This window comes from Janibacter hoylei PVAS-1, assembly GCF_000297495.1.
In the GTDB taxonomy this organism is placed as follows: domain Bacteria; phylum Actinomycetota; class Actinomycetes; order Actinomycetales; family Dermatophilaceae; genus Janibacter; species Janibacter hoylei.
On record NZ_ALWX01000094.1, the window covers coordinates 1 to 7,143 of the forward strand.

8 protein-coding genes and 1 pseudogene are annotated in these 7,143 nt (G+C 74.4%); 6 read left to right on the plus strand and 3 right to left on the minus strand.

All coding sequences use genetic code 11. The annotated features are described in order from the left end of the window. From B277_RS17695 to B277_RS15105, 5 genes and pseudogenes are all read left to right on the plus strand, one after another. On the plus strand, nucleotides 1-536 hold a 536-nt coding region (locus tag B277_RS17695), incomplete at its 5' end, for a hypothetical protein (RefSeq protein ID WP_238539419.1). 179 nt (nucleotides 537-715) lie between these two features. Continuing rightward, nucleotides 716-1,090, plus strand: a pseudogene (locus B277_RS19335) (glycosyltransferase family 4 protein); the annotation flags it as partial. A 177-nt stretch (nucleotides 1,091-1,267) separates the two neighbouring features. Continuing rightward, the gene (locus tag B277_RS19340) at nucleotides 1,268-2,503 is read left to right on the plus strand and encodes a glycosyltransferase (RefSeq protein WP_238539420.1); all 1,236 of its coding nucleotides are present in this window, start codon (nucleotides 1,268-1,270) and stop codon (nucleotides 2,501-2,503) included. Then, nucleotides 2,500-3,495 (plus strand): lysylphosphatidylglycerol synthase domain-containing protein, encoded by a 996-nt coding sequence (locus B277_RS15100; protein ID WP_007929835.1) that lies wholly within the window; start codon nucleotides 2,500-2,502, stop codon nucleotides 3,493-3,495. Before B277_RS19340 ends, B277_RS15100 begins: the two co-directional genes overlap by 4 nt. 11 nt (nucleotides 3,496-3,506) lie before the next feature. Beyond that, nucleotides 3,507-4,355, plus strand: coding sequence for a methyltransferase domain-containing protein (locus tag B277_RS15105; RefSeq protein ID WP_007929837.1), 849 nt, complete (start codon nucleotides 3,507-3,509; stop codon nucleotides 4,353-4,355). Between the two features lie 4 nt (nucleotides 4,356-4,359). On the opposite strand, the gene B277_RS15110 is transcribed toward B277_RS15105, so the two are convergent. Further along, the gene (locus B277_RS15110; protein WP_007929838.1) at nucleotides 4,360-5,175 is read right to left on the minus strand and encodes an aminoglycoside phosphotransferase/kinase family protein; all 816 of its coding nucleotides are present in this window, start codon (nucleotides 5,173-5,175) and stop codon (nucleotides 4,360-4,362) included. A 41-nt stretch (nucleotides 5,176-5,216) separates the two neighbouring features. Here B277_RS15110 and B277_RS15115 point away from each other — a divergent pair, with 41 nt between their 5' ends. Further along, a complete protein-coding gene (locus B277_RS15115; protein WP_007929839.1) occupies nucleotides 5,217-6,143 on the plus strand; it encodes a DNA-3-methyladenine glycosylase family protein in 927 nt (308 codons plus the stop codon). Here B277_RS15115 and B277_RS16280 read toward each other — a convergent pair. Both B277_RS16280 and B277_RS15120 read right to left on the minus strand, forming a co-directional pair. Continuing rightward, nucleotides 6,047-6,478: a 2-phospho-L-lactate transferase CofD family protein gene (locus tag B277_RS16280; protein ID WP_007929840.1), complete on the minus strand. Its 432-nt coding sequence runs from the start codon at nucleotides 6,476-6,478 to the stop codon at nucleotides 6,047-6,049. The genes B277_RS15115 and B277_RS16280 overlap by 97 nt on opposite strands. Beyond that, the gene (locus tag B277_RS15120) at nucleotides 6,459-7,022 is read right to left on the minus strand and encodes a 2-phospho-L-lactate transferase CofD family protein (RefSeq protein WP_007929841.1); all 564 of its coding nucleotides are present in this window, start codon (nucleotides 7,020-7,022) and stop codon (nucleotides 6,459-6,461) included. Before B277_RS15120 ends, B277_RS16280 begins: the two co-directional genes overlap by 20 nt. Nucleotides 7,023-7,143: the final 121 nt, after the last annotated feature.

A 7,143-nucleotide genomic window follows, 5' to 3' on the forward strand; every position in this document is an offset into this window, starting at 1 on the left:
CGCCGCCGCCTGGTGGGGTGCCCGGCAGGGCGCGGCAGCGATGGGGTCGGGTCGCCGCGGGCGGCGCCCTCGTCGCCCTGCTCGCGGCGACCGCCGTCCCGACCGGCCTGGCCACGTGGCCGCACCACGACGAGCGCGTCGAGGCCGGGGGGCTCGCGGCGGCGGAGGCCTACTGCGACGCCTTCGAGCCCGGCGACGTCGTCCTCGCCGTCGATGACTGGGCCGTCAACCACTGGACGCAGGTGACGCGCGGCATGTGCGGCGTACCCTCCGTCGCGACGACGGGACGACTGCGTGACGACCCGGAGCAGGTGCTCGCCGCGGCCCGGCGCCTCGACGAGCGGGTCCGCGCCCGCGGTGGCCAGCTCGTCCTGGTGGCCCACCGGGAGCCCGCGACGCTGCGCGACCTCGGCGCGACCGATGTCCGGACGGTCCTCGACACGGTGATCATGGAGGACCCGCACGTGCTCACCGAGCGACCCGAGGAGCTCGACCCCCTTCGCCTCGTCGTGTGGACCGGTCACGTCCCGCGATGAGTCGGGCCGGTCGCATAGGCTGCCCGCGATGAGCGCGCACCACGCCCCCGATCCCGACGGCCGTCCCGGTGACGCCTCGTTGAAGATCGCCGTCGTCGGCCCCACCCACCCCTACAAGGGGGGGCGTCGCGTCGCACACGACCACCCTCGCCCACGAGCTCGAGGACGCCGGCCACGACGTCACCCTCGTGTCGTGGAGCCACCTCTACCCAAGCTTCTTCTACCCCGGCGAGCAGTCGGTGCCCAGCGCAGGGGACCCGGACGTCGAGCCCTTCCCGCGCACGGTGCGTGCCCTGTCCTGGGCTCGGCCCGACTCCCTCGTGCGGGCCGGGCGCAGGCTGTGCGACGTCGACCTCATCATCGTCGTCCACGTCATCCCGCCCGTCGTGCCGCTCCACCTCACCCTGCTGCGGGCCGCCGGTGTGGGGCGCACCGCGATGACCGGGCGCGGGCCGCGCAGCGTCGTCATCGCGCACAACGTCCTGCCCCACGAGCCGCACCCCGGTGACGCCGCGCTCATGCGCACCTTCTTTCGCCGGGTCGACGCCGTCGTCGTCCACTCCGCCGAGCAGTCGCGGCTGGCCCGTGAGCTCGACGCCGAGCACGTCGTCGTCACCGACCTGCCCCCGCACCTGCCCGGCGGCGACCCCGTGGAGCGCCGCGAGCACCGTGGACCTGCGCGGCTGCTCGCGCTCGGCCTCGTGCGCGGCTACAAGGGGATCGACGTGCTCATGCGGGCCATGCTCCGCGTGCCCGGGGTCACGCTCACGGTCGCCGGCGAGATCTGGGGCGACGCGGGCGACGAGATCCGCCGCCTCGCCGAGCACCGCGACCTGCGCGACCGCGTCGAGATCCACAGCGGCTACGTGCCCGCCGACCGCATCGCACCGCTCCTCGCCCAGCACGACGTGCTCTCCCTGACCTATCGCAGCGCGACGGCGAGCCAGAACGTGCTCCTCGCGCACCAGCACGGCCTCGCCGTGCTCGCCTCCGACGTGGGCACCTTCGGCGACCAGGTGCACGACGGCGTCGACGGCTACCTCGTGCCCCCCGAGGACGAGGACGCGATCGTCGAGGTGCTCGAGCGGCTCACCGACCCCGACGAGGTCGACCGGATCCGTCGCGGCGTCACCGCGCCCGACCTGCACGCGCCGTGGGCCCGGTACGTCGGCTCCCTCGAGGCGCTCAGCGCCGCCGGGATCGGCGCCGACCCGACCGCGCGCACCGTGCCGCGCCGTCGCTCGCGCCTTGGCCGGGTCGCCGACCGGGCAGAGGACCTCGTGGGCTTCGCGCGGGCCGCTCGGGCCAGCCGCCGCCCGCGGATCGACCTCGGCCCCGGTGACTTCCCGACCTGGGTGCGCCCGACCGACGCGCTCGTCCACGACGACGACGCGACCCGCGCGCGCGAGCTCGCCCGCGAGCTGGGCCTGCCCCGCGAGGGCGACGAGATCGCCGAGTGGGCGGCTCTGGGTGCCCTCGAGGTGCTCCTGGGGCTGCGCGACGGCGACCGGCGCGAGGCCCTCGTCGTCGACGCCTCGGGCAGCGGGTCCCCCTTCGGTCGGTGGGCCCGGTCCGTGGGCTACGCACCGGTCGAGGTCGAGCTGACCGGTGCCCGCTCCTCGATGTCCCTGCTCACCGTCGACACCGCGACCCTCGACCTCGTCACCCGGCTGCACCCGGACGACGCCAGCGCCGCAGACGTCGACGAGACCCTGACGCAGGCCGGGTGGGCGCTGCGCTCGGGCGGCCTGCTCTGCCTCACCCTGCCGGTCGGCGGCGTGGGTCAGGACGTCGTCGGGGGGCCCGCCGACCTGCAGGCCGTCGTCGCGCGGGCGGCCGACGCGGGCTTCGACCTCGTCGGGGACGTCGACGGCGACATCACCTCGCGGGTCCGTCATGCCTCCCGGGTCAGCCACGACCCGGACGCTGCGCACGCCCTCGTGCGACTGACCTTCCGGCGCCGATGACGGCGCCGACCACCCCGGTGCGGAGCGGACGCAAGCGGCTCCTCGACGTGCTGCGCATCGGCTTCCTCGTCGTCGTCCTCGTCGCCGTCGGGATCGCGCTGTGGAGCAACTGGGAAGAGGTGCAGGGCGACCTCGGCCGACTCGGGCCGGTGACGATCCTCGGGGCCGTCGTGCTGTCGCTGCTCTCACCCTTCTTCACGGTGCTCGGCTGGCGGGTCCTGCTCGCCGACCTCGGGTCGCGGCTGCACATCGCCCAGGCCAGCGGGGTCTTCTTCGTCGGCCAGCTCGGCAAGTACCTGCCCGGCTCGGTGTGGTCGGTCGTCGTGCAGACCGAGATGGCCGCCAAACTGGGCGTCCCGCGACGTCGGAGCGCGGTGGTCGGCCTGCTGTGCATCGCCCTGTCCGCGCTCACGGGCATGATCGCCGGGCTCCCGGCGCTTCCGGTGCTGCTCACCCGGGGTGACGCCGTCATCCCGTGGTGGGCGCTCCTGCTCATCGTCGCGGTCCTCGGCATCCTGCTGTGGCCCCCGCTGCTCAACCACGGCATCCGCACGCTGCTGCGCCTGCTGCGTCGCGAGCCGCTCGAGCACGACCTCAGCCACGCAGCCGTCGGGTTGTCGAGCCTGTGGTTCACCCTCTCCTGGCTGGTCGGCGGGTTGGCCGTGTGGGTCATGGCGCGCAACGTCGCCCCGGACGACGCCGATGCCTCACGCCTGCTGCTCGTCGCGGTCTCGGGCTACCTGCTGGCTGCCGGCATCGGGATGTTCAGCATCGTCGTGCCCGCAGGCGTCGGGGTCCGCGACGGCGTCATGGTCCTGCTCCTCACCACCCAGATGTCCGTCTCGGCGGCCACCGCCGTCGTCGTCGTCGCCCGCTTCCTCACCGTGCTCGCCGATGTCGTCTGGGCTGCTCTCGGCTGGCTGTGGGCGAAGTCCCACGACCTCCTCCCGGACGGTGGCACACCCACCACTGACCGCGACCCGTCCCCGTAAGGTGATGCCTCATGTCTGACTCCACCCCCGGCGGCCAGATCGCCGCACCTCCCGGCGGCCGCCTGCTCGCCGTCGCCAAGCGCGGCGCCGAGCACCTCCTGTGGGGCCGGGTGGCCCTCCAGCGGCGGCTCGAGGCGCGGACGCAGGGCGCCCGTCCCGCTCCGGCGAGCGTGGCGCCGACCGGCGTGCTCACCGATGCCGCGACGTGGCGACGGGCGACCGACGAGGCCAAGCGCCTGCGTCTGCCGCTCCACCGCGACCTCCCCAAGAACTGGGACGCCCTCGGCGCGGTCGCCGCGGTGCTCGACCTCGTCGACGACGGGTCCCGCAGCGCGCGGGTCATGGACGCCGGCAGCGCGCGCTACTCGCCGGTGCTGCCGTGGCTGCGGCTCTACGGCTTCGGTGCCGCGGCCGGGTCGCTCATCGGCATCAACCTCGAGTTCGGGTCGCAGGTGACGCGTGACGGCGTCGTCTTCCGCTATGGCGACGTCACCGACACCGGTCTGCCGACCGGGCACCTCGACGCCATCACCTGCATGTCGGTCATCGAGCACGGCGTACCCCTCGAGGGCTTCGTCGCCGAGTCGGCGCGCCTGCTGCGCCCCGGTGGCGTGCTCGTCGTCTCGACGGACTACGACCAGGACCCGCCGGACACGACGGGCAAGGTGATCTACGGCTCGCAGGTCCACATCTTCTCGCCGGACGAGATCCGCGACCTCGTGGCCATGGCCGACCGCCACGGTCTCGAGCTCGTCGGCACGATCGACGACGCGACGCTGGCGCACAGCGAGCGCCCGGTCCACTGGTCGAGGGTCGACCTCGACTACACCTTCATCCTGCTGACCTTCCGCAAGCGCTGACGGCTCAGCGCAGATCCCGCGCGAGCAGCGGGTCGAGCGCTGCCGCGTAGACGGGCAGGTCAGCCGGCCGGTCGCCGAGGACGCGGAAGATCGCGGCCCGCACCATCGCCTGCCCGCGCGGGCCGCTGACCCACTCGTCCACGGCGAAGGGGTCAGCGTGACCGCGCACGACGCCGTCGAGCACCGCTGTCGCCTCCGCCCACAGGGCCGGCCGCCAGTACGGGGCGAGGTCGATGACGACCGGAGCGCCATGCGGGTCGAGCAGGATGTTGCCGGCGAGTTCGCCGTGGACGAGCTGTGCGGGGCCGAGGTCGGTGTCGTCACGGGCCGCGGCGAGGTGATCGAGCAGGCCCTGCACCTCGGGGTCGATCCCGTCGGGGAGCGGGTCCTCGCCGAAGGCCACTCGCTCGGCCACGGACCACCGCCCCACCGGGGGCTCCTGAGCCGGGGGCCAGCAGGTGATGGCCCGCGAGAGCTCCGCGTGCAGCACGGCGCCCACCGCCCGGGTCGCGGCGGGGTCGGTGAGCTCACGCGCCGCGGGCTCGAAGCGCGTGGCGGCCCAGCCGTCGACGACCCAGCTGCCGTCGCGAGCGGGCACCGGCATCGCGATCCGCAGGTCCCGGTGGTCGCGCCCCGGGCGGGTGTCGAGGTCGACCGCGAGCCGGGCGAGCATCGGGCTGAGCAGATCCTGGACGCGAGGATCTCGCCCGGGGGAGAGGACGAGGTCGCCCGCGCGCACGCTGCGGCCGCGCCCTCCCGGTGCCGGCTCGAGGTCCCCGGGCACGGCAAACATGTCGAGCACGTGCTCCGTCGGTCGCATGCCGTCACGCTATGTCACCCCTGACCGGCACAATCGGCTGCGTGAGCACGTCCACCGGCCCGACGACGCGACGCCACCGGCCGCCCGAGCCCGTCGACCTCGCCCTGGTGCTGCCCCGCTTCGTCCGTGGCTCCGGCGACCCGACGAGCCATCGCGTCAGCGACGACTGGTGGTTCGCCTGGACCACGCCCGACGGTCCCGTGACCCTCCACCTGACGAGCGAAGGGAGCGACGTCCTCGCCTCCGCCTGGGGCGACGGCGCCGACTGGATGCTCGAGCGCCTGCCGGACCTCGTCGGCGGGCGGGACGACCCGAGCGACTTCACCCCCCGCCACGACCTCGTGGCTCGGGGGTGGCCGCGGATGCGGACCTGGCGGGTGCCGGCCAACGGGCTCGTCGCCCAGATGCTCGTCTGCTCGGTGCTCGAGCAGAAGGTCACCGGCCGCGAGGCCTTCAGCAGCCAGCGCCAGCTCGTCCGGCGCTTCGGCAGTCCGGCCCCGGGCCCGGGGGAGCAGCTCGGCCTGGTCTGCCCACCGAGCCCTGCCGACTGGGCCCGCATCCCCTCGTGGGCCTGGCTGCGCGCCGGCGTCGACGGCGCTCGCTCCCGCGTCGTCGTCCGGGCGATGCGGGTGGCCGGCCGCCTCGACGAGTGCGCCGACCTGTCGCTGGAGCAGGCGCACTCGCGGATGCGCTCCCTGCCCGGCATCGGGGTCTGGACCGCCGCCGAGGTCGCCCAGCGCGCCCTCGGCGACCCCGACTCACCGAGCTTCGGCGACTACCACGTCGCCAAGGACGTCACCCTCGCACTCGACGGGGTCGTCGGCGACGACTCCCGCATGGCGGAGCTGCTCGAGCCGTATGCCGGCCACCGCTACCGCGCCCAGGTCGTCATCACCGCCACCGCCGGGCACCGCCCTCGACGCGGCCCCCGTCGCTCGCTGCCCACGCACCTGCCGACGCGCTTCTGAGCGCACCGGTCGTCGTCTGCGACGGTCGACGATCCGCGGGGCATCACGTGCGTCAGACGCGAGCGAGGGCGTCGGCGGGGGGAGGCGTCGGAGGGGAGCCAGGTGGCGCGGAGGTCGCGGTAGAGCGCGGCGACGGCATCGGCCGTGGGCTCGACACCGACGGCGGCGAGGGAGGGGCCGAGGTCGTCGAGCTCGGGGGTGATGCCGACGACCTGGGCGGAGGTGCCGCGCAGCGCGTCACGGATGCCGGGCACGCCGAGGACGATGCCGATGGAGAGCACCGGGTCGCCGGGCGCGAGGAGGACGAGGTCGGCCTCACGGATCGCCTCGAGCACGCCGGGGGGCCGCGGCGGCGCGGTCCATGCCGGCGACGATGAAGCGGGTCGCGGGCGGGCAGCCGAGCTCGTGGCGCCACTGCTGGACGTGCACCGCCTGCTGCTGCTCCTCGCCGTCGAGCACGGCGTGCGTCTCGACCGGGACGTCGCTCATGGGGAGCAGGCGCACCCCGCGGTCGGCGAGGCCCAGGCGCTCGGCGAGTCGGGCGGTGACCTCGGACGGGGTGGCACCCATGCCGAGCCAGGCCGTGCGGGCGAGGTGGGTCGCGACCTGGCGGTCGGTGACGGGGAACCACTGCGGGCCGACGTCGAGTGCGGTGAGCTCGCGGGCCACGCTGTCGGAGCCGTCGTCGGGCTCGTCGGCGAGCGCGGCGAGCACGGCGTCGACGTCGGGTGACATGCGCAGACCCCACAGCGAGATGTCGTCGCCAGTGTTGGCGATGACGCTGATCTCGGCGGGGGTGGGGGAGGCGGAGGCGTGGTCGACGAGGTCGCGGACAAATCGGGCGCCGGGACGTCCCCCGGTGATGACGGTGATGCGCATGGGGGACATCGTCTCAGCCCGTGACGAAGGGGAGTGCCCGCCCGACCGTTCAACGCTCCATAGCCTCCCCGGCTTGACGACGCACGCATGACACGCATGTAATTACAGACATGTCACGTGG

Excerpts from the sequence above, each read along its gene's own strand:
- B277_RS19340 (WP_238539420.1), top strand. The coding sequence starts at position 1,268 with ATGCGGGCCATGCTCCGCGTGCCCGGGGTCACGCTCACGGTCGCCGGC.
- B277_RS15100 (WP_007929835.1), top strand. The coding sequence starts at position 2,500 with ATGACGGCGCCGACCACCCCGGTGCGGAGCGGACGCAAGCGGCTCCTC.
- B277_RS15105 (WP_007929837.1), top strand. The coding sequence starts at position 3,507 with ATGTCTGACTCCACCCCCGGCGGCCAGATCGCCGCACCTCCCGGCGGC.
- B277_RS15110 (WP_007929838.1), bottom strand. The coding sequence starts at position 5,175 with ATGCGACCGACGGAGCACGTGCTCGACATGTTTGCCGTGCCCGGGGAC.
- B277_RS15120 (WP_007929841.1), bottom strand. The coding sequence starts at position 7,022 with ATGCGCATCACCGTCATCACCGGGGGACGTCCCGGCGCCCGATTTGTC.